Genomic DNA, 17,371 nt, shown 5'->3' with positions numbered 1-17,371 from the left:
CCCGTCTGTGGATGCGCATTATAGAGATCCGAAAAACTTGTTCAAGATCTTTTTTCAGGAAAAAGGATCGTTCGGGTGTTTTTTAAACGATCCTTGTTGGGATGGGCGATCTTTTGCGCGATCCGCTGCAAAGTTCAGCGGATCACTCGCCGTATGACGCGATCTCAAACTTAATCGCTGGCTTGCTGTAGTCGCAATAACTCCTGCTGATATAACAAGGAGCCCAGTTCACGCAGGAACGGCTGACCTATGCTGTCAGTTTCATAAGTATCGTCATTAAGGATCTGGTTCGCATTGGTATAGAGGATCGCTGTCAGGAAGAAGGCGATCCCATGCTTAGTATCTTCGATATAGGCGCCATCTATTACATGACCATAGGCCTGGCCGTTTTTATTATGGTAGTGGATATACTCAGGCAAGCGCTGTTGCGTGTCGCCTTTTAAAAAGTACTTCACATAGGTATCCGGATATTCCGATTCCGGGTAGGCTGGATACTGGCTTTGCCGGGGCAGCATCCGCATATAGCGCAGTAGAAATTGCCGTTGTGATTCACTGATGTTAAAGCGCTGCTGCACCGGAAACAGCTGCGGCATCAGGATACGTTTAACTACACCATCAAAGTCTATCAGCGACTGTCGGTTCTTATAGGTAAAGTCCATCGGCTGCGCGATCAGTTCACCGCGCTGATAGTAAGCTTTGCCAAGTTTAGGCTGATCCGGATTGGCATAGGACTCAGCGATCTGTCGCTCTGGCAATGCCAATAATGTATTACCCGCGGCATCGACAAAACGTATCGGGTTAAAATAACGGTTATCTTCATCATTAAAGGGCACACTTAAGCGGTGGTTGATGATAGTCGCTGTCAGACCTTTCGCTTTCAATTGCTCGTTTATATATTGCTGGCCCATTAATTCGTATAGGCGGTTACTACCGTCATTATCGCTAACCAGTAAAATCTTCTGAATATAATGCCCAACACTGGGTAAGCCGGTTTCGCTACTGCTATCACTATGTGCCGCGGTTTGCGGTGGACGCTGACTATCGGTCAGCATGGTCGTGTCCAGAGTTAGGCCATGTGTTGCCTGTTCATTCAACCACTGCAAGGCCAGAGCTGCCAACGGTAGCTTCACTGTACTGGCCGGATAGAAGTAGTGCTCAGGTTGTACCCGGTAGTGGTAATAATGGAGCTTCGGTAGCTGGCCATCAGCTGTGGGTAATTCGATACGGGTATAAAGGATCTGTAGCTGATAAGCTTCACTTGCCGCCAGCACCTGCTTTAATAACGCAGACTGCTGTTGACCTTGCTCAAGCAAAGGGAGCAAGGGTTGGCAACTGCTAGCCGCTGGAAAATGCTGGCAAGGATCCTGCTGCGCCAACGTCGTTTGCGGATAGAGTGTTAGAACAAGTAACAAACAGGCAAAGATTCTCATGCGGGTTCCCGATAGCTGTAAAATTTTATCTTAACGATAAAACCAGCATAAAGAAACGATATCACCCGCACAAAGCAGCAGACAAAAAAAGGGCATAAAAAAACCGGGCATAAGCCCGGTTTTTACGAGAATCAGTGATTACTCAGCTGCAGTTTCTTCAACTGGCAGTGCCGTTTCCGGACGATCAACTAATTCGATGTAAGCCATAGGTGCATTGTCACCCGCACGGAAGCCACACTTCAGAATACGAGTGTAACCACCTGGACGCGCGTTGTAACGCGGGCCTAATACGTTGAACAATAAACCTACCACTTCTTTATCACGAGTACGGGCGAAAGCCAGACGGCGATTTGCAACGCTGTCGTTCTTTGCCAGAGTGATCAATGGCTCGATCACACGACGTAACTCTTTAGCTTTTGGCAAAGTCGTTTTGATGATTTCGTGCTTCACCAACGAGCTTGCCATGTTGCGGAACATTGCAGTACGGTGGCTGCTATTCCGATTTAATTGACGACCACTCTTGCGATGGCGCATGATCTATTCCTTCTCACTAAACCAGGAACTGGTATCTGGTTAGTCTTTGTTTACCAAACTAGCTGGCGGCCAGTTTTCCAGGCGCATGCCCAGAGATAAACCGCGTGATGCCAGCACGTCTTTGATTTCGGTAAGTGACTTCTTACCCAGGTTAGGCGTTTTCAACAGCTCAACCTCGGTACGCTGCACCAGATCACCGATGTACTGAATCTGCTCTGCCTTTAAGCAGTTAGCAGAACGAACCGTTAGCTCTAAATCATCAACCGGCCGTAACAGAATCGGATCGAACTCCGGCTTCTCTTCACGTTTCTCTGGCTCACTCTTATCACGCAGTTCAACGAAGAACTCCAGCTGTTCAGCCAGAATTGTTGCTGCGCGACGAATGGCTTCCTCTGGCTCAACAGTGCCGTTGGTTTCCATGTCGATAATCAGTTTATCCAGGTCGGTACGCTGTTCTACCCGGGCGGCTTCAACGGTGTAAGCAATACGCTCTACCGGGCTGAAAGACGCATCCAGTAACAGACGTCCGATTGGACGTTCGTCATCGTCTGAGGAAAAACGAGCTGATGCAGGCACATAACCACGACCACGCTCAACTTTCAGGCGCATACTGAATTCAGTTTCGCCAGTCAGGTTGCAGATAACATGATCAGGATTAACGATTACCACACCGTCGCCACGCTGGATGTCTCCAGCAGTTACAGGGCCGGCACCTTTTTTCGTTAAAGTCAGGGTGACTTCGTCTTTGTCTTCCAGGCGTACGGCGAGGCCTTTCAGGTTCAGAAGGATATCAATGATATCTTCCTGTACACCTTCTTTGGCACTGTACTCATGGAGCACGCCGTCGATTTCTACTTCAGTCACAGCACAACCTGGCATGGACGATAACAGAATACGACGTAACGCGTTGCCCAAGGTATGCCCGAAACCGCGCTCAAGTGGTTCCAAAGTAACTTTGGCACGAGTTGGGTTGATCCTTTCGATACCAACTAATCTCGGCTTAAGGAATTCGGTGACAGAACCCTGCATATATCCTCTCTTAACAATTAGCCTTACTTAGAGTAAAGCTCGACGATTAACTGTTCGTTGATGTCAGCAGACAGATCTGAACGCTCAGGTTGACGTTTGAATACGCCTTCCAGCTTCGTTGAGTCTACTTCGATCCAAGTTGGCTTTTCACGTTGTGCAGCCAGCTCTAAAGCAGCGCCGATACGGGCTTGCTTTTTCGCTTTTTCACGAACTGAAACAACTTGTTCAGGTAATACAGTATGTGATGGAACATTCACCACGCGACCATCTAACATGATTGCTTTGTGGCTTACCAGCTGACGTGCTTCTGCACGCGTGCTAGCCAGACCCATCCGGTATACCACGTTGTCTAAGCGAGACTCTAACAACGCTAACAGGTTTTCACCGGTATTACCTTTCAAACGCGCAGCTTCTTTGTAGTAATTACGGAACTGCTTTTCTAATACGCCATAAATACGACGTACTTTTTGCTTCTCGCGTAACTGTAAACCGTAGTCTGACAGACGGCCACGACGGGCACCGTGCTGACCAGGAGCTGTAGTTAAGTTACACTTTGAATCGATTGCTCTCACGCCGCTCTTCAGGAACAGATCTGTACCTTCGCGACGACTCAGTTTGAGCTTAGGACCCAAATATCTTGCCATCTTCTTTCTCCAATAATCCGTGAAGCGCTGTGATTACACGCGACGTTTTTTAGGTGGACGGCAACCGTTATGCGGGATTGGCGTCACGTCGGTGATATTTGTGATTTTGTAACCAGCGGCATTCAGTGCGCGAATCGCTGATTCACGACCTGGGCCTGGGCCATTCACAAAGACTTCAAGGTTTTTCAGACCATATTCTTGTGCAGCAGCACCTGCACGCTCTGCAGCTACCTGAGCAGCGAATGGTGTAGATTTACGTGAACCACGGAAACCTGAACCACCGGCAGTTGCCCAGCACAGTGCATTGCCCTGACGATCAGTGATCGTCACAATGGTGTTGTTGAAAGAAGCATGGATATGAGCCATACCATCTGAAACTTGCTTTTTTACCCGTTTACGAGTACGAACTGGTGCTTTAGCCATGTTGAATCACCTTATTTCTTAATCGCTTTACGTGGGCCCTTACGGGTACGCGCATTTGTCTTAGTGCGCTGACCACGAACCGGCAGACTACGACGGTGGCGCAGGCCACGGTAGCAACCCAGGTCCATTAAACGCTTAATGTTTAATGTGATTTCACGGCGCAAGTCACCTTCAACGGTGTATTTTGCAACTTCGTCACGTAAAGAGTCCAGCTGAGCATCGCTTAAAGTTGCGATCTTCGTTGTCTCTTCGATACCCACTGCAGCTAAAATAGCTTTTGAGCGGGTCTTACCGATACCATAAACATAAGTCAGTGAAATCACTGCATGTTTATTATCGGGGATGTTAATGCCAGCGATACGGGCCACTAACGTTCTCCTATCTGAAATTAAAAGGTGCCAATTTGAAAAGCCCGTAAGGATACTCAAATGGCGCTCATATTGCAAACAATAAAGGGGCTCAACTAAAAGTTCAGCCCGCCTTATCGTAATTTTCTGCTATTAGCCTTGGCGTTGTTTGTGCTTCGGCTCACTGCAAATTACGCGAACGACGTTATTACGTTTGATCACTTTGCAGTTACGGCAGATCTTCTTAACGGAAGCTCGTACTTTCATAACTTAACTCCGCAAAATATCTTAACGGCCTATGCCTTTAAGATTTGCCTTTTTCAGCACAGAATCATACTGATGCGACATCAGATGCGTCTGTACCTGTGCCATGAAGTCCATGATAACGACGACGATAATCAGTAACGATGTACCACCGAAGTAGAACTGTACGTTCCACGCCACCATCATGAATTCAGGAACCAAACAAATAAAGGTAATGTACAGGGCACCGGCTAAGGTTAACCGCGTCATCACTTTATCAATGTATTTTGATGTCTGCTCACCAGGACGGATGCCAGGAATAAAGGCTCCGGACTTCTTCAGGTTGTCAGCTGTATCACGCGGGTTGAATACCAACGCAGTATAGAAGAAACAGAAGAAAATAATCGCTGCTGAGTATAACATCATATACAGCGGTTGTCCCGGAGATAATGTTAGCGCTAACTCCTGTAAGAAGTTGGCTACCATACCCTCACCTGATCCGAACCAACTGGCAATAGTGCCAGGGAACAGAATAATGCTAGAGGCAAAGATCGGTGGAATAACACCGGCCATATTAACCTTTAACGGTAAATGGCTGCTTTGCGCGGCAAATACCTGACGGCCTTGCTGACGCTTGGCATAGTTAACCACAATACGACGCTGGCCGCGTTCAAAGAACACTACGAACCAGGTAATCGCAATAACAATCACACCAATAGCTACTAACAGTAAAAAGTGCAAATCGCCCTGACGTGCCTGCTCAATCGTCTGACCAATAGCAGACGGGAAGCCAGCAACAATACCGGTGAAAATTAGCAGCGAAATACCGTTACCGATGCCGCGTTCTGTAATTTGCTCACCTAACCACATTAAGAACATGGTGCCGGTAACCAAGCTGATTACCGCGGTAAAGTAAAATGCAAAACCTGGGTTAAGTACTAACCCTGGCATCATATTTGGCAAGCCAGTAGCTATACCAATAGACTGTAAAATCGCTAATGCTAAGGTACCGTAGCGTGTATATTGGTTAATTTTGCGTTTGCCAGCCTCACCCTCTTTCTTCAGTTCAGCCATTGCCGGATGCATTACCGTCAATAACTGTACAATAATAGAGGCTGAGATGTACGGCATAATGCCTAACGCAAAGACCGAAGCACGCTCGAGAGCACCACCGCTGAACATGTTAAACATTTCAACGATGGTACCTCTTTGTTGCTCGAATAACTGAGCTAGCACGGTGGCGTCAATTCCAGGAATTGGCACAAATGAGCCTAACCGGAAAACGATTATGGCTAAGAGCACAAACAACAGACGAGATTTCAGCTCGCTGAATCCGCCTTTTGCTGCTCTTGAGTCCGAACCTGGTTTAGCCATTGCGTACTATCCTTATTATTCTTCGACTTTACCGCCAGCGGCTTCGATTGCTGCACGCGCGCCTTTAGTTACGCCTAAACCTTTTACGGTTACCGGACGAGTGATCTCGCCAGACAGCACAACTTTAGCGAACTTCACAGTGCGGGCAATGATGTTAGCTTCCATTAATGAAGCCAGATCAACCACATCACCGTTAACAGCAGCGATTTCGTGTAAACGTACTTCAGCAGAAACCAGAGATTTCAGAGAAGTGAAACCGAACTTAGGTAAACGCTGCTTCAGAGGCATTTGACCGCCTTCGAAACCTGGACGTACTTTACCGCCAGAGCGTGATTTTAAACCTTTGTGACCACGGCCACCGGTTTTACCTAAGCCAGAACCGATACCACGGCCCAGACGGCGCTTTTCTTTCTTGGCACCTGGTGCTGGAGCAAGAGTATTTAATAACATCTGTTACTCCTCCACTTTAACCATGTAGTAAACGGCGTTGATCATACCGCGAACTGAAGGAGTGTCTTCAACTTCAACGGTGTGACCGATACCACGTAAACCCAGACCCAGTAATGAAGCCTTGTGCTTCGGTAAACGACCGATGCTTGACTTCACTTGGGTGACTTTAATTGTTTTCTTCGCCATGGCAAATTACCCCAGAATATCGTCAACGCGTAAACCGCGTTTTGCCGCTACCTGAGCCGGAGACTTAACAGCCGCCAGCGCGTTGATAGTGGCGCGAACTACGTTAATTGGGTTGGTTGAACCGTAACACTTAGACAGAATGTTCTGGATACCGGCAACTTCCAGCACGGCGCGCATAGCACCACCGGCGATCAGACCTGTACCTTCTGCAGCTGGCTGCATATAAACATTCGAACCTGAGTGCACACCCTTAGTTGGGTGGTGCAGTGTGTTACCATTTAATTCAACCTGAGTCATGTTGCGGCGGGCTTTTTCCATTGCCTTTTGAATAGCAGCTGGAACTTCGCGCGCTTTACCATAACCGAAACCAACACGGCCATTGCCATCGCCTACCACTGTCAGAGCGGTGAAGCTGAAAATACGACCACCTTTTACCACTTTTGACACGCGGTTAACAGCAACAAGCTTCTCTTGTAAGTCAGATTGTTGTTTAACTTCTTCGTTAGCCATGAGCTACTCCTAGAACTGAAGACCGGCTTCACGCGCTGCGTCTGCTAACGCCTGCACGCGACCATGGTAGCGGAAGCCGCTACGGTCAAAAGCACAAGCAGTAACGCCTTTGGCTACTGCACGTTCGGCGATCGCTTTACCTACAGCCTTGGCCGCTTCTACGTTACCAGTGTACTTCAGAGATTCTGCGATAGAGGCTTCAACAGTTGAAGCAGCAGCAATCACTTCGGCATTTGGCGCGATCAGCTGAGCGTAGATGTGACGTGGGGTACGGTGTACCACCAGGCGATTCGCACCTTGTTCGATAATATTTCTGCGGACGCGTTTGGCACGACGCAGACGAGCAAGTTTCTTATCCATCGTCCTACCTTACTTTTTCTTCGCTTCTTTACGACGCACGTTTTCATTCGCATAACGTACACCCTTGCCTTTGTAAGGCTCTGGCTTACGATATGCACGGATGTTGGCAGATACCTGACCAACTAACTGCTTATCAGCACCTTTAACCAGAATTTCGGTCTGAGTTGGTGTTTCAATAGTGATACCAGCAGGAACCTGGAACGCTACCGGGTGCGAGAAGCCCAGGCTCAGGTTTAATACCTTACCTTCAGCTTTAGCACGGTAACCCACGCCTACTAATTCCAGCTTCTGAGTGAAGCCGTCGGTCACACCGATAACCATGCTGTTCAGCAGTGCACGGGCAGTACCCGCTTGTGCGTTAGCGTTTTCGAAACCTTCGCGTGGTACAGTACGCAGTACGTTACCATCAACAACGATCTCAACCGCTGGGTTAACATTTAATGTTAACTCGCCGTTTTTGCCCTTCAGTGCCACTACCTGACCGTTCTGCGTTACAGAAACGCCGGCTGGCAGAGTGACTGGGGCCTTAGCAACACGAGACATAGATTACTACCTCCGTTACGCTACGTAGCCGATGATTTCGCCACCGATACCAACCTTGCGCGCGGCACGGTCAGTCATTAGTCCTTTAGATGTTGACACGATGGCCACACCTAAACCGCCCATTACCTTAGGTAATTCGCCGCTCTTCTTATAGATTCGCAGGCCTGGACGACTAACACGATCGATAGTTTCAATTACAGATTTGCCCTGGAAGTACTTTAATGTCACTTCCAGCTCTGGCTTAACGTCACCAGATACCGCGAAATCGGCGATGTAACCTTCGTCTTTCAATACTTTCGCAATTGCCGTCTTCAGTTTTGAAGAAGGCATTTTAACCGCAACTTTGTTAGCCGCTTGGCCGTTACGGATGCGAGTAAACATATCCGCTACTGGATCTTGCAAACTCATAGCTCGTTACTCCCGTGATTCTTACCAGCTAGCCTTACGAAGGCCAGGAATTTCACCGCGCATTGCAGCTTCACGAACCTTGATACGGCTCATACCGAACTTGCGCAGATAACCGTGTGGACGACCTGTTACACGGCAACGATTACGTTGACGTGATGGGCTTGAATCACGCGGCAACGTCTGTAACTTAAGAACTGCAGCCCAACGGTCTTCATCAGAAGTGGCCGGATTAGCAATCAGATCTCTCAGTTCATGACGCTTAGCAGCGAACTTGGCTACCAGTTGTGCACGCTTTAATTCACGTGCTTTCATTGATTGTTTTGCCATGACCCTACACCTTATTTCTTGAACGGGAAGTTGAACGCGGCAAGTAATGCACGACCCTCGTCATCGCTACGAGCAGTTGTAGTAATAGTGATATCTAAACCACGTACTGCATCTACTTTATCGTAATCGATTTCAGGGAAAATGATTTGCTCACGTACGCCCATACTGTAGTTACCACGGCCATCGAATGACTTCGAGCTTACGCCACGGAAGTCACGGATACGCGGGATAGCGATAGAGACTAAACGCTCTAAGAAATCCCACATACGCTCGCCGCGCAGGGTCACTTTTGCGCCAATAGGGTAGCCTTGACGGATTTTGAAGCTGGCTACTGACTTACGCGCCTTGGTCACTAATGGCTTTTGGCCAGAGATAGCTGTTAAATCAGCTACCGCGTTCTCAAGGATCTTCTTGTCAGCTACGGCTTCACCCACACCCATGTTGAGTGTGATTTTTTCAATCCGAGGGACTTGCATGACGCTGGTGTAGCCGAACTGTTTCATCAGTTCTGGGACTACGGTGTCTTTGTAAATCTCATGCAGTTTCGCCATCGTATTACTCCAATAGCAATTAAATTACTTCGTTATTCGATTTGAAGAAACGGACTTTTTTGCCATCTTCAAAACGGAAACCTACGCGATCTGCTTTACCCGTTTTAGGGTTGAAAATCGCTACGTTTGAAACATGAATTGAGGCTTCTTTCTCGACGATACCGCCTGGCTGGTTGATAGCCGGAACAGGTTTCTGGTGCTTCTTAACCAGATTCACGCCTGAAACATAAACACGGTTCTCAGAAACTAAAACTTTAGTCACTTTACCGCGCTTACCTTTGTCCTTACCAGTAAGAACAATTACCTCGTCATCACGACGGATTTTGCTAGCCATGCTGACTCCTTACAGTACTTCTGGTGCCAGAGACACGATCTTCATGAATTTATCACCACGAAGTTCACGTGTTACAGGCCCGAAAATACGGGTGCCGATCGGTTCCAGCTTGTTGTTTAACAACACTGCTGCATTACGATCAAAACGGATTAATGACCCGTCCTGACGACGTACGCCTTTAGCTGTACGCACCACCACTGCATTCAGAACGTCACCTTTTTTCACTTTACCGCGAGGAATGGCTTCCTTAACAGTAACTTTGATGACGTCACCAATTGCAGCATAACGGCGATGCGAACCACCTAAGACCTTAATACACATTACGCTGCGCGCGCCGCTGTTGTCTGCGACTTCCAGCATAGATTGCATCTGGATCATCTTAGTGCTCCGCTACTCTACTAAGTAACCTTCTCAGGTTACGCTGCTTACGATAATAAAAACCCTCCCTAAAGGAAGGGCGCGTGATTATAACAGCAGTTATGCAAAAGTGGTAGTTTAAAATAAAAACAATTCGGCCGAACCGGCACTCCACTTAACCGCAGCAAACTGACTGTCTTAAAAACAAAAACGGCTCCCGAAGGAGCCGTTTTCAAGTCACTGAGGATTACTCAGCAGCTGTTTCAACGACAGCAACCAGAGTCCAGGACTTAGTCTTGGAAAGTGGACGGCATTCACGAATAGTGACAACGTCGCCTTCTTTACACTGATTGTTTTCGTCATGTACGTGCAGCTTGGTAGTACGCTTGATGAACTTACCATAGATTGGGTGTTTCACCGAACGCTCGATCGCAACAGTGATAGACTTGTCCATCTTGTTGCTGATCACCTTACCTTGCAGTGTACGGGTGTTAGTTTCAGTCATTACGCACCTGCCTTCTCGGTTAAGATGGTCTTAACGCGCGCGATATCACGACGCACCTGCTTCAATAAGTGAGTCTGAGCTAACTGACCAGTAGCTGCTTGCATGCGCAGGTTGAACTGCTCACGTAACAGACCTAACAATTCAGTGTTCAACTCTTCAACACTTTTGGTTTTCAATTCGCTGGCTTTCATCACATTACCGTCCGCGTTACAAAGGTTGTCTTAAATGGCAGCTTAGCAGCAGCCAGTGAGAACGCGTGGCGCGCTAACTCTTCAGACACACCGTCCATTTCATACAGGACTTTGCCAGGTTTAATCTGACATACCCAGTATTCAACAGAACCTTTACCACTACCCATACGTACTTCCAGCGGCTTAGCAGTAATTGGTTTGTCCGGGAACACACGGATCCAGATCTTACCAACACGCTTAACAGCCCGCGTCATAGCACGACGTGCAGATTCAATTTGACGTGAAGTCAGTTGACCACGCTCTACAGATTTCAGTGCATAGGTACCGAAGCTGACTTTATCGCCAACTAAGGCCAGACCGCGGTTACGGCCTTTGTGCACTTTCCGGAATTTTGTACGTTTTGGTTGCAACATCGCTCAATACCCTTACTTAGCCTTACGAGCCGGTTTTTTCGGCGCTTTAGGCTGGTTGTTATTGTTGGCGTTGTTGGCGTTATTTTGCAGAGGCAGACCACCTAAGATCTCGCCTTTGAAAATCCACACTTTCACACCAATGATACCGTAAGTAGTCAGTGCTTCTGAGGTATTGTAGTCGATGTCAGCACGCAGGGTGTGCAGTGGCACACGGCCTTCGCGGTACCATTCATCACGGGCAATTTCAGCACCGCCTAAACGGCCGCTTACTTGTACCTTGATACCCTTAGCACCAATACGCATAGCGTTTTGTACCGCGCGCTTCATGGCACGACGGAACATTACGCGACGCTCTAACTGGCTGCTGATTGAATCAGCAACTAATTTTGCGTCCAGCTCTGGCTTACGGATCTCAGAGATATTGATCTGCGCAGGTACGCCAGCGATAGCGGCTACTTGCTTACGGATCTTCTCAACGTCTTCACCTTTTTTACCGATGATCACGCCTGGACGAGCAGTGTGGATAGTCACACGGATGCTTTTCGCAGGACGCTCGATATCGATCCGGCTTACTGAGGCTGCTTTCAGTTCTTTAGTCAGGTACTGACGAACTTTATAGTCACCGTTCAGGAAATCCGGGAAGTCTTTTGTATTCGCGAACCAGGTTGAGCTCCATGGCTTAGTGATACCTAGGCGAATACCATTAGGATGTACTTTCTGTCCCATTTCTCACTCCTAGTTATCAGCTACAACCACAGTAATGTGGCTGGTACGCTTGACGATACGATCAGCACGACCTTTAGCACGTGGCTTGATACGCTTCATAGACGGACCTTCATCAACGAAGATGGTCTTAACTTTCAGCGTGTCGATGTCCGCGCCTTCATTGTGCTCAGCGTTGGCAATGGCTGATAAAAGAACCTTTTTAACTAACTCAGCAGCTTTCTTCGGGCTGTAAGTCAGTACGTTCAGCGCCTTATCTACTGGCAAACCACGCACCTGGTCAGCAACCAGACGAGTTTTTTGTGCAGAAGAACGGGCAAATTTGTGTTTCGCTAATGCTTGCATTATTTACCCCTTAACGCTTCTTGGCCTTTTTGTCGGCGGCATGACCACGATAGGTACGAGTAGGTGCAAATTCACCTAACTTGTGACCGATCATCTCTTCTGAGACGAACACAGGTACATGTTGACGACCATTATGGACAGCGATGGTCAAACCGATCATATCAGGTATGATCATTGAACGACGGCTCCAAGTCTTAATAGGCTTCTTGTCACCGCTTTCCAACGCTTTCTCTACCTTCTTCAGCAAGTGAAGGTCGATAAATGGACCTTTCTTGAGAGAACGTGGCATGGCAATTCCTCACAAATTATTTATCACGACGACGTACGATCAGTTTATCAGTACGCTTGTTTGAACGAGTCTTGTAACCTTTAGTTGGTACGCCCCAAGGTGTAACTGGGTGACGACCACCTGAAGTTTTACCTTCACCACCACCGTGCGGGTGATCTACCGGGTTCATTACCACACCACGTACCGTTGGACGGATACCGCGCCAGCGCATTGCGCCCGCTTTACCGTACTGACGTAACATGTGTTCGGCATTACCGATTTCACCAATGGTTGCACGGCAGTCAGCTAATACTTTACGTACTTCGCCGCTACGCAGACGCAGAGTTACATACTCACCGTCACGGGCCAGGATCTGAGCGAAAGCGCCTGCTGAACGAGCCAGCTGACCGCCTTTACCTGGTTTCATTTCGATGTTATGTACTACCTGACCTACCGGGATATTCCGCAGTGGTAAGGTATTGGCTGGTTTGATTGGTGCATCAACACCAGAAACCACCGCATCACCGGCTTTCAGACCTTTCGGTGCCAGGATGTAACGACGCTCACCGTCTGCATACAGTACTAATGCAATGTTAGCGGTACGGTTTGGATCGTACTCTAAACGCTCTACTTTAGCCGGAATACCGTCTTTAGTGCGTTTGAAGTCAACAACGCGGTAATGCTGTTTATGACCACCACCGATATGACGGGTAGTGATACGACCGTTGTTGTTACGACCACCAGTCTTAACGTTCTTCTCTAACAAAGGTGCATAAGGCTTGCCTTTGTACAGGTCAGGGTTAACCACTTTTAATACGTGGCGACGACCTGGTGACGTAGGTTTACACTTAACAAGTGCCATTTCCTAACTCCTCTTCTTACTCAGCGCCGCCAACAAAATCGATTTCGCTGCCTTCTTTAAGAGTGACGTAGGCCTTTTTCCAGTCGCTACGCTTGCCCATGCGCATACCAGTGCGCTTGGTCTTACCCTTAACGTTAACAGTACGAACACCTACTACTTCTGTTTCAAACAGTTTTTCTACGGCCGCTTTAATGTCAGCTTTGGTAGAGGTAGTAGCTACTTTGAAAACGATAGTGTTGTGTTTTTCTGCCGCGTTAGTGCTCTTTTCAGAAACGTGCGGAGCCAGAATCACTTTCAGTAAACGTTCTTCGCGGATCATGCTAACAGCTCCTCAAGTTGTTTAACTGCAGCAGCAGTCATTAACACTTTGTCGAATGCGATTAAGCTGACCGGATCGATACCGTGTACGTCACGCACGTCAACCTTGTACAGGTTACGGGCAGACAGGAACAGATTCTCGTCAACTTCGTTAGTAACGATCAGAACGTCTTTTAAATCCATCGCTTTCAGTTTTGCAGTTAAGTCTTTGGTTTTTGGTGTTTCAACGCCAAAGTTCTCAACAACAATTAAGCGGTCCTGACGAACTAATTCAGACAGAATGCTCTTGATTGCACCGCGATACATTTTACGGTTAACTTTCTGGCTGTGATCTTGCGGCTTAGCAGCAAAAGTCACACCACCGCTACGCCAAATTGGGCTGCGGATTGTACCGGCACGGGCACGGCCAGTACCTTTTTGACGCCATGGCTTCTTGCCGCCACCACGTACTTCTGAACGGGTCAGTTGAGCACGGGTACCCTGACGGGCGCCAGCTGCATACGCAACGACTACCTGGTGTACCAGAGCTTCGTTAAACTCACGTCCAAAGGTAGCTTCGGAAACTTCAAGAACGCCTTGAGCGTCTCGTAATGCTAATTCCATCACTTCTCTCCTCAGACGTTAGCTTTTAACAGCTGGTTTAACGATCACGTCACCACCGATAGCACCAGGCACTGCGCCTTTTACTAACAGCAGGTTACGCTCTGCATCAACACGAACCACTTCCAGCGACTGCACAGTTACGCGCTCGTTACCTAAGTGACCAGCCATTTTCTTACCTTTGAATACTTTACCTGGTGATTGGTTTTGACCAATTGAACCAGGGGCACGGTGAGATAAAGAGTTACCGTGAGTCGTATCCTGGGCACGGAAGTTCCAGCGCTTGATCGCACCAGCAAAACCCTTACCCTTAGATGTACCTACTACATCTACTTTCTTTGTTTCTGCGAAAATTTCGACAGTAATCTCGCTACCAACAGTGATGTCAGCGCCTTCGTTATCCTGCAGGCGGAATTCCCACAGACCACGACCCGCCTCTACACCGACTTTTGCAAAGAAACCTGCGTCTGGCTTGTTCAGGCGGCTTGCCTTAACTGCACCAGTAGTTACTTGCAGCGCGTTATAACCGTTAACTTCTTCAGTTTTAACAGCAGTAACGCGGTTTGGTGTTGCTTCGATTACGGTTACTGGGATAGAAACGCCATCTTCTGTGAAGACGCGAGTCATACCCACTTTACGACCGATAAGACCGATAGCCATTTCCTAAACCTCTCTAAAAACCTGTCTGATTAGCCCAGGCTGATTTGAACGTCAACGCCAGCTGGCAGATCTAAACGCATCAGCGCATCAACTGTTTTTTCAGTTGGTTCAACGATGTCGATTAAACGCTTGTGAGTACGGATTTCGTACTGGTCACGCGCATCTTTATTGACGTGAGGAGAAATCAGAACAGTAAAACGTTCCTGACGGGTTGGCAGTGGAATTGGACCACGAACCTGGGCGCCAGTACGCTTAGCTGTGTCAACGATTTCCATAGTTGACTGATCGATCAAGCGGTGATCGAACGCTTTCAGACGGATGCGTATCCTTTGATTACTCATTGTATCAAAGCCTCAAAGAGCAAAAAGAGCAAAAATAAACATAAGCAAGCAGCCATTTTGGCTTTGCCTATGCACCTAGTTTCAAGTGCTCCCCAATCGGGAGCTTATCAACAAACACTCTGCCTAACAGGACTTGCCGGTGTTTGTACCAGCCAGAATCATATCGACTGGCGGCGTATTATATACACCCCAGCCGATATTGCAAGCATTGATTATAAAACGATCAACAGTAACACCAATCAGATTTTAGAATTGTTCGTCTGTCAGTTGCAGCGCGGCGCTGCCATCGGCGCCCAGCTGGGCAAACAATGCCTGCGCCTTTGGCATAACCCGACGCAGATACCAGTGTGCCGCACCTTGTTTAGCGGCAATAAAATCGGCGCTATGCTTTTCGCTATCAAGCGCTGCCAGATTCTTGTACCACATATAGCCATAGAGCACATAGCCTACCGCATCCAGCAGGTCACAGGCATCCAGCGCCTGTTGCGTCGTATCCTTCGCCAGTTGAGCTGCAACACAATCTTGTAGCTGAACTGCCGCAGTTAACAGTAGTTCAGCAGCGGCATTGGGCTTTGTACTGACCTCAGTATGGATCTCTGTCAATAGCTGCCGCAGCACGCCGCCCTGGTCGGCCGCCACCTTGCGCAAGGCAAAGTCCAGCGCCTGAATACCATTTGTCCCCTCATAGATCTGAGCAATCCGTACATCCCGCACCAGCTGCTCCATACCCCATTCTTTAATATAGCCATGACCACCGAATACCTGCTGTGCGTTAACGCAGGCATCCAAACCACGATCCGTCATAAAGGCTTTGGTGATCGGCGTCAGTAGGTTGGCACGGTCAGCCGAGAGCTTACAATTATCATATTTTGCCTTATCCAGTAAGCTGGCAACCCAGGTCGCAAAGGTTCGGCCTGCTTCGTTAAGGGTTTTGATATTTAACAGCATCCGCCGCACATCAGGATGGCCAAGGATCGGGTCGGCTTTGTTCGGATCACGCCCGACGGTTCTACCCTGCAAACGGTCTTTGGCATAGGCCAAGGCATTTTGATAAGCGCGCTCTGCAGCGCCCAATCCCTGACTACCCATCGACAAACGCTCGTAGTTCATCATGGTAAACATACAGGCCAAACCGCGGTGTGGCTCACCAATCAGATAACCGGTAGCACCATCAAAATTTAGCACACAGGTTGCCGAGCCATTAATACCCATTTTGTGTTCGATAGAGCCAACACTGACGTTATTGCGCTCGGCCGGCTCTCCGTTTGCGTTAAGTAAAAACTTCGGCACCAGAAATAGGGAGATACCCTTGCTGCCTGCTGGAGCGTCCGGCAATTTGGCCAGCACCAGGTGGATAATGTTGCGGGTAAGGTCATGCTCACCGGCGGTAATAAAGATTTTGCTACCGCTGATTTGATAGCTGCCATCCGCTGCCGGCTTGGCCGTAGTTCGCATAATACCCAGATCTGAGCCGGCGTGCGCTTCGGTCAGACACATAGTACCCGACCATTCCCCGCTGTAGAGCTTTGGCAGGTACAGCGCTTTGGTTGCATCATCTGCATGTTGCAGCAAGGCAACACAGGCTCCGGCAGTCAGTCCCGGATACAGTGAAAAGGCAATATCAGCACTACAGAGCATCTCGTCGACCATCATCGACAAGGCCTTGGGCATCCCCATGCCGCCGTATTCCGGATCACCGCTTAAACCGGTCCAGCCGCCCTCACTCAGGCTTTGATAGGCACTGTAATAATGTTCCGGTAGCGTAACCTTACCATCAGCTAGCTGAGCGCCACGCTGGTCAGCGGCCTGACTAAAAGGCGCCAGTTGCTGCTCACAAATTTTAGCGGCCTCTTCAAGAATAGCTTTGGCAGTATCTGCCTCAATCAAGTCGTGCAGCTGCGGCTGCTGTTGCCAATACTGATCTAATTGCCAGACGTCAAACAGGTTAAACTGGATATCATTGAGGGGTGCCTGATACAGACTCATGCTCTACTCCTAAACTGGACCGATGAGTGAGAACTATGGCACAGCTAGGGTAGTCAAACAAGTGTTTGAATTTGCTTAAAGGCATAAAAAAGGCCCCTTACGGAGCCTT

General features: G+C 48.4%; 30 protein-coding genes. All 30 read right to left on the bottom strand.

Annotation, left to right across the window (positions count from 1 at the left end):
- Positions 1–170: 170 nt before the first annotated feature.
- Positions 171–1,430, bottom strand: coding sequence for a serine hydrolase (locus A9165_RS14780; RefSeq protein ID WP_065956460.1), 1,260 nt, complete (start codon positions 1,428–1,430; stop codon positions 171–173).
- A 138-nt stretch (positions 1,431–1,568) separates the two neighbouring features.
- Positions 1,569–1,964, bottom strand: a complete 396-nt coding sequence (gene rplQ, locus A9165_RS14775; protein ID WP_008950802.1) for a 50S ribosomal protein L17 — start codon at positions 1,962–1,964, stop codon at positions 1,569–1,571.
- Positions 1,965–2,003: 39 nt separating this feature from the next.
- Positions 2,004–2,993 (bottom strand): DNA-directed RNA polymerase subunit alpha, encoded by a 990-nt coding sequence (gene rpoA, locus A9165_RS14770; RefSeq protein ID WP_008950801.1) that lies wholly within the window; start codon positions 2,991–2,993, stop codon positions 2,004–2,006.
- A 23-nt stretch (positions 2,994–3,016) separates the two neighbouring features.
- On the bottom strand, positions 3,017–3,637 hold the full coding sequence (rpsD, locus tag A9165_RS14765; protein ID WP_065956459.1) for a 30S ribosomal protein S4: 621 nt from the start codon (positions 3,635–3,637) through the stop codon (positions 3,017–3,019).
- Positions 3,638–3,670: 33 nt separating this feature from the next.
- Entirely contained in the window at positions 3,671–4,060 is a 390-nt protein-coding gene (gene rpsK, locus A9165_RS14760) for a 30S ribosomal protein S11 (protein ID WP_008609573.1), read from the bottom strand.
- An 11-nt stretch (positions 4,061–4,071) separates the two neighbouring features.
- Positions 4,072–4,428 carry a 30S ribosomal protein S13 gene (rpsM, locus tag A9165_RS14755; protein ID WP_065956458.1) on the bottom strand — a complete coding sequence of 119 codons (357 nt, stop codon included), beginning with the start codon at positions 4,426–4,428 and terminating at the stop codon, positions 4,072–4,074.
- 132 nt (positions 4,429–4,560) lie between these two features.
- On the bottom strand, positions 4,561–4,674 hold the full coding sequence (gene rpmJ / locus A9165_RS16685) for a 50S ribosomal protein L36 (protein WP_008950799.1): 114 nt from the start codon (positions 4,672–4,674) through the stop codon (positions 4,561–4,563).
- A 21-nt stretch (positions 4,675–4,695) separates the two neighbouring features.
- Positions 4,696–6,024: a preprotein translocase subunit SecY gene (gene secY, locus A9165_RS14750; protein ID WP_065956457.1), complete on the bottom strand. Its 1,329-nt coding sequence runs from the start codon at positions 6,022–6,024 to the stop codon at positions 4,696–4,698.
- Between the two features lie 15 nt (positions 6,025–6,039).
- Positions 6,040–6,474 (bottom strand): 50S ribosomal protein L15, encoded by a 435-nt coding sequence (rplO, locus tag A9165_RS14745; protein WP_008950798.1) that lies wholly within the window; start codon positions 6,472–6,474, stop codon positions 6,040–6,042.
- A gap of 3 nt (positions 6,475–6,477) precedes the next feature.
- Positions 6,478–6,660 carry a 50S ribosomal protein L30 gene (gene rpmD, locus A9165_RS14740; RefSeq protein ID WP_065956456.1) on the bottom strand — a complete coding sequence of 61 codons (183 nt, stop codon included), beginning with the start codon at positions 6,658–6,660 and terminating at the stop codon, positions 6,478–6,480.
- Positions 6,661–6,666: 6 nt separating this feature from the next.
- Entirely contained in the window at positions 6,667–7,170 is a 504-nt protein-coding gene (gene rpsE, locus A9165_RS14735; RefSeq protein WP_008985232.1) for a 30S ribosomal protein S5, read from the bottom strand.
- A gap of 9 nt (positions 7,171–7,179) precedes the next feature.
- Entirely contained in the window at positions 7,180–7,530 is a 351-nt protein-coding gene (gene rplR, locus A9165_RS14730; RefSeq protein ID WP_008609579.1) for a 50S ribosomal protein L18, read from the bottom strand.
- Positions 7,531–7,539: 9 nt separating this feature from the next.
- Entirely contained in the window at positions 7,540–8,073 is a 534-nt protein-coding gene (gene rplF, locus A9165_RS14725) for a 50S ribosomal protein L6 (protein ID WP_065956455.1), read from the bottom strand.
- A 15-nt stretch (positions 8,074–8,088) separates the two neighbouring features.
- Complete coding sequence (gene rpsH / locus A9165_RS14720; protein WP_008609582.1) at positions 8,089–8,481, bottom strand: 30S ribosomal protein S8; 393 nt, start codon at positions 8,479–8,481, stop codon at positions 8,089–8,091.
- 21 nt (positions 8,482–8,502) lie between these two features.
- Positions 8,503–8,808 carry a 30S ribosomal protein S14 gene (gene rpsN / locus A9165_RS14715; RefSeq protein ID WP_008609583.1) on the bottom strand — a complete coding sequence of 102 codons (306 nt, stop codon included), beginning with the start codon at positions 8,806–8,808 and terminating at the stop codon, positions 8,503–8,505.
- Between the two features lie 11 nt (positions 8,809–8,819).
- On the bottom strand, positions 8,820–9,359 hold the full coding sequence (rplE, locus tag A9165_RS14710) for a 50S ribosomal protein L5 (protein WP_008609585.1): 540 nt from the start codon (positions 9,357–9,359) through the stop codon (positions 8,820–8,822).
- 19 nt (positions 9,360–9,378) lie between these two features.
- The gene (gene rplX, locus A9165_RS14705) at positions 9,379–9,693 is read right to left on the bottom strand and encodes a 50S ribosomal protein L24 (RefSeq protein WP_008609586.1); all 315 of its coding nucleotides are present in this window, start codon (positions 9,691–9,693) and stop codon (positions 9,379–9,381) included.
- Between the two features lie 9 nt (positions 9,694–9,702).
- The gene (rplN, locus tag A9165_RS14700) at positions 9,703–10,071 is read right to left on the bottom strand and encodes a 50S ribosomal protein L14 (protein WP_008224481.1); all 369 of its coding nucleotides are present in this window, start codon (positions 10,069–10,071) and stop codon (positions 9,703–9,705) included.
- A 226-nt stretch (positions 10,072–10,297) separates the two neighbouring features.
- A complete protein-coding gene (gene rpsQ, locus A9165_RS14695) occupies positions 10,298–10,555 on the bottom strand; it encodes a 30S ribosomal protein S17 (protein WP_008950797.1) in 258 nt (85 codons plus the stop codon).
- Positions 10,555–10,746, bottom strand: coding sequence for a 50S ribosomal protein L29 (gene rpmC / locus A9165_RS14690; protein ID WP_008609588.1), 192 nt, complete (start codon positions 10,744–10,746; stop codon positions 10,555–10,557). The genes rpsQ and rpmC overlap by 1 nt, the downstream gene beginning before the upstream one ends.
- On the bottom strand, positions 10,746–11,159 hold the full coding sequence (rplP, locus tag A9165_RS14685; protein WP_008950796.1) for a 50S ribosomal protein L16: 414 nt from the start codon (positions 11,157–11,159) through the stop codon (positions 10,746–10,748). Before rplP ends, rpmC begins: the two co-directional genes overlap by 1 nt.
- 12 nt (positions 11,160–11,171) lie before the next feature.
- Positions 11,172–11,885 (bottom strand): 30S ribosomal protein S3, encoded by a 714-nt coding sequence (gene rpsC / locus A9165_RS14680; protein WP_008609590.1) that lies wholly within the window; start codon positions 11,883–11,885, stop codon positions 11,172–11,174.
- Between the two features lie 9 nt (positions 11,886–11,894).
- The gene (gene rplV, locus A9165_RS14675; protein WP_008224490.1) at positions 11,895–12,227 is read right to left on the bottom strand and encodes a 50S ribosomal protein L22; all 333 of its coding nucleotides are present in this window, start codon (positions 12,225–12,227) and stop codon (positions 11,895–11,897) included.
- Positions 12,228–12,237: 10 nt separating this feature from the next.
- Positions 12,238–12,516 carry a 30S ribosomal protein S19 gene (rpsS, locus tag A9165_RS14670; RefSeq protein ID WP_008950795.1) on the bottom strand — a complete coding sequence of 93 codons (279 nt, stop codon included), beginning with the start codon at positions 12,514–12,516 and terminating at the stop codon, positions 12,238–12,240.
- 16 nt (positions 12,517–12,532) lie between these two features.
- Entirely contained in the window at positions 12,533–13,357 is an 825-nt protein-coding gene (rplB, locus tag A9165_RS14665) for a 50S ribosomal protein L2 (protein ID WP_008609592.1), read from the bottom strand.
- A 16-nt stretch (positions 13,358–13,373) separates the two neighbouring features.
- On the bottom strand, positions 13,374–13,676 hold the full coding sequence (rplW, locus tag A9165_RS14660; protein ID WP_008609593.1) for a 50S ribosomal protein L23: 303 nt from the start codon (positions 13,674–13,676) through the stop codon (positions 13,374–13,376).
- Positions 13,673–14,278, bottom strand: coding sequence for a 50S ribosomal protein L4 (gene rplD / locus A9165_RS14655; protein ID WP_008609594.1), 606 nt, complete (start codon positions 14,276–14,278; stop codon positions 13,673–13,675). Before rplD ends, rplW begins: the two co-directional genes overlap by 4 nt.
- An 18-nt stretch (positions 14,279–14,296) precedes the next feature.
- Entirely contained in the window at positions 14,297–14,935 is a 639-nt protein-coding gene (gene rplC, locus A9165_RS14650; protein WP_008609595.1) for a 50S ribosomal protein L3, read from the bottom strand.
- 29 nt (positions 14,936–14,964) lie between these two features.
- Positions 14,965–15,276: a 30S ribosomal protein S10 gene (gene rpsJ, locus A9165_RS14645; protein WP_008899121.1), complete on the bottom strand. Its 312-nt coding sequence runs from the start codon at positions 15,274–15,276 to the stop codon at positions 14,965–14,967.
- Positions 15,277–15,522: 246 nt separating this feature from the next.
- Positions 15,523–17,262 (bottom strand): acyl-CoA dehydrogenase family protein, encoded by a 1,740-nt coding sequence (locus tag A9165_RS14640; protein WP_065956454.1) that lies wholly within the window; start codon positions 17,260–17,262, stop codon positions 15,523–15,525.
- Positions 17,263–17,371: the final 109 nt, after the last annotated feature.

Source organism: Alishewanella sp. HH-ZS, assembly GCF_001704375.1.
Lineage (GTDB): Bacteria > Pseudomonadota > Gammaproteobacteria > Enterobacterales > Alteromonadaceae > Alishewanella > Alishewanella aestuarii.
Note: the sequence above shows the minus strand (reverse complement) of the source record. Positions and strands in the feature narration are given on the sequence as shown.

What these genes read in the sequence shown, in the direction of transcription:
- A9165_RS14780 (WP_065956460.1), bottom strand. Translation starts at nt 1,430, where the DNA reads ATGAGAATCTTTGCCTGTTTGTTACTTGTTCTAACACTCTATCCGCAA.
- rplQ (WP_008950802.1), bottom strand. Translation starts at nt 1,964, where the DNA reads ATGCGCCATCGCAAGAGTGGTCGTCAATTAAATCGGAATAGCAGCCAC.
- rpoA (WP_008950801.1), bottom strand. Translation starts at nt 2,993, where the DNA reads ATGCAGGGTTCTGTCACCGAATTCCTTAAGCCGAGATTAGTTGGTATC.
- rpsD (WP_065956459.1), bottom strand. Translation starts at nt 3,637, where the DNA reads ATGGCAAGATATTTGGGTCCTAAGCTCAAACTGAGTCGTCGCGAAGGT.
- rpsK (WP_008609573.1), bottom strand. Translation starts at nt 4,060, where the DNA reads ATGGCTAAAGCACCAGTTCGTACTCGTAAACGGGTAAAAAAGCAAGTT.
- rpmJ (WP_008950799.1), bottom strand. Translation starts at nt 4,674, where the DNA reads ATGAAAGTACGAGCTTCCGTTAAGAAGATCTGCCGTAACTGCAAAGTG.
- secY (WP_065956457.1), bottom strand. Translation starts at nt 6,024, where the DNA reads ATGGCTAAACCAGGTTCGGACTCAAGAGCAGCAAAAGGCGGATTCAGC.
- rplO (WP_008950798.1), bottom strand. Translation starts at nt 6,474, where the DNA reads ATGTTATTAAATACTCTTGCTCCAGCACCAGGTGCCAAGAAAGAAAAG.
- rpmD (WP_065956456.1), bottom strand. Translation starts at nt 6,660, where the DNA reads ATGGCGAAGAAAACAATTAAAGTCACCCAAGTGAAGTCAAGCATCGGT.
- rpsE (WP_008985232.1), bottom strand. Translation starts at nt 7,170, where the DNA reads ATGGCTAACGAAGAAGTTAAACAACAATCTGACTTACAAGAGAAGCTT.
- rplR (WP_008609579.1), bottom strand. Translation starts at nt 7,530, where the DNA reads ATGGATAAGAAACTTGCTCGTCTGCGTCGTGCCAAACGCGTCCGCAGA.
- rplF (WP_065956455.1), bottom strand. Translation starts at nt 8,073, where the DNA reads ATGTCTCGTGTTGCTAAGGCCCCAGTCACTCTGCCAGCCGGCGTTTCT.
- rpsH (WP_008609582.1), bottom strand. Translation starts at nt 8,481, where the DNA reads ATGAGTTTGCAAGATCCAGTAGCGGATATGTTTACTCGCATCCGTAAC.
- rpsN (WP_008609583.1), bottom strand. Translation starts at nt 8,808, where the DNA reads ATGGCAAAACAATCAATGAAAGCACGTGAATTAAAGCGTGCACAACTG.
- rplE (WP_008609585.1), bottom strand. Translation starts at nt 9,359, where the DNA reads ATGGCGAAACTGCATGAGATTTACAAAGACACCGTAGTCCCAGAACTG.
- rplX (WP_008609586.1), bottom strand. Translation starts at nt 9,693, where the DNA reads ATGGCTAGCAAAATCCGTCGTGATGACGAGGTAATTGTTCTTACTGGT.
- rplN (WP_008224481.1), bottom strand. Translation starts at nt 10,071, where the DNA reads ATGATCCAGATGCAATCTATGCTGGAAGTCGCAGACAACAGCGGCGCG.
- rpsQ (WP_008950797.1), bottom strand. Translation starts at nt 10,555, where the DNA reads ATGACTGAAACTAACACCCGTACACTGCAAGGTAAGGTGATCAGCAAC.
- rpmC (WP_008609588.1), bottom strand. Translation starts at nt 10,746, where the DNA reads ATGAAAGCCAGCGAATTGAAAACCAAAAGTGTTGAAGAGTTGAACACT.
- rplP (WP_008950796.1), bottom strand. Translation starts at nt 11,159, where the DNA reads ATGTTGCAACCAAAACGTACAAAATTCCGGAAAGTGCACAAAGGCCGT.
- rpsC (WP_008609590.1), bottom strand. Translation starts at nt 11,885, where the DNA reads ATGGGACAGAAAGTACATCCTAATGGTATTCGCCTAGGTATCACTAAG.
- rplV (WP_008224490.1), bottom strand. Translation starts at nt 12,227, where the DNA reads ATGCAAGCATTAGCGAAACACAAATTTGCCCGTTCTTCTGCACAAAAA.
- rpsS (WP_008950795.1), bottom strand. Translation starts at nt 12,516, where the DNA reads ATGCCACGTTCTCTCAAGAAAGGTCCATTTATCGACCTTCACTTGCTG.
- rplB (WP_008609592.1), bottom strand. Translation starts at nt 13,357, where the DNA reads ATGGCACTTGTTAAGTGTAAACCTACGTCACCAGGTCGTCGCCACGTA.
- rplW (WP_008609593.1), bottom strand. Translation starts at nt 13,676, where the DNA reads ATGATCCGCGAAGAACGTTTACTGAAAGTGATTCTGGCTCCGCACGTT.
- rplD (WP_008609594.1), bottom strand. Translation starts at nt 14,278, where the DNA reads ATGGAATTAGCATTACGAGACGCTCAAGGCGTTCTTGAAGTTTCCGAA.
- rplC (WP_008609595.1), bottom strand. Translation starts at nt 14,935, where the DNA reads ATGGCTATCGGTCTTATCGGTCGTAAAGTGGGTATGACTCGCGTCTTC.
- rpsJ (WP_008899121.1), bottom strand. Translation starts at nt 15,276, where the DNA reads ATGAGTAATCAAAGGATACGCATCCGTCTGAAAGCGTTCGATCACCGC.
- A9165_RS14640 (WP_065956454.1), bottom strand. Translation starts at nt 17,262, where the DNA reads ATGAGTCTGTATCAGGCACCCCTCAATGATATCCAGTTTAACCTGTTT.